Annotated in this window: 1 rRNA gene; it reads right to left on the bottom strand. The window is 38.9% G+C overall.

Annotated elements, in window-relative coordinates:
- Nucleotides 1-348, bottom strand: a 16S ribosomal RNA gene (locus JWF52_RS18670); the annotation flags it as partial.
- Nucleotides 349-709 lie beyond the last annotated feature (361 nt).

The following is a 709-nucleotide window of genomic DNA, read 5'->3' as shown; positions in this document are numbered from 1 at the left end:
CCCACTGCTGCCTCCCGTAGGAGTTTGGACCGTGTCTCAGTTCCAATGTGGCCGATCACCCTCTCAGGTCGGCTACTGATCGTCGCCTTGGTAAGCCGTTACCTTACCAACTAGCTAATCAGACGCGGGTCCATCCTGTACCGCCGGAGCTTTGATAAGAAAGCCATGCGACTTTCTCATGTTATCCCGTATTAGCATACCTTTCGGTATGTTATCCGTGTGTACAGGGCAGGTTACCCACGCGTTACTCACCCGTCCGCCGCTCTTTCCCGAAGGAAATCGCTCGACTTGCATGTGTTAGGCACGCCGCCAGCGTTCATCCTGAGCCAGGATCAAACTCTTAAATATAAGTTTTGACTTGGGCTCAGATACTGTTATATATCTGGCTTTGTTTGGTTGTTTCAAATTCTATAAATTAACCTACTGTTTAATTTTCAAAGTTCATTTTAAGCAACCATGTTGGCGCTTATTTTTTCAACTTCCTTAGTTTACCAAAGCTATTTAACTTTGTCAACTTTTTTTCTGTTGTTTTTTTCTACTTGTTTGCCCTTTTCTTAAGGACAAGTAATACTATACCATCTTAATTTTATATCGTCAATACTTTTTTAAAACTTTTTTCAATTTTTTTATATAATTTATTTTTAATCGCTATTTTCCTTAGTTCTAGCTTATATTGTGTAATAATTTATTTTTTATTCACTCTTTATTT

It is taken from the genome of Clostridium sp. CCUG 7971 (assembly GCF_017590215.1).
Lineage (GTDB): Bacteria > Bacillota > Clostridia > Peptostreptococcales > Peptostreptococcaceae > Faecalimicrobium.
The sequence above is the reverse complement of the archived record's forward strand: the minus strand, read 5'-3'. Positions and strand labels throughout refer to the sequence as shown.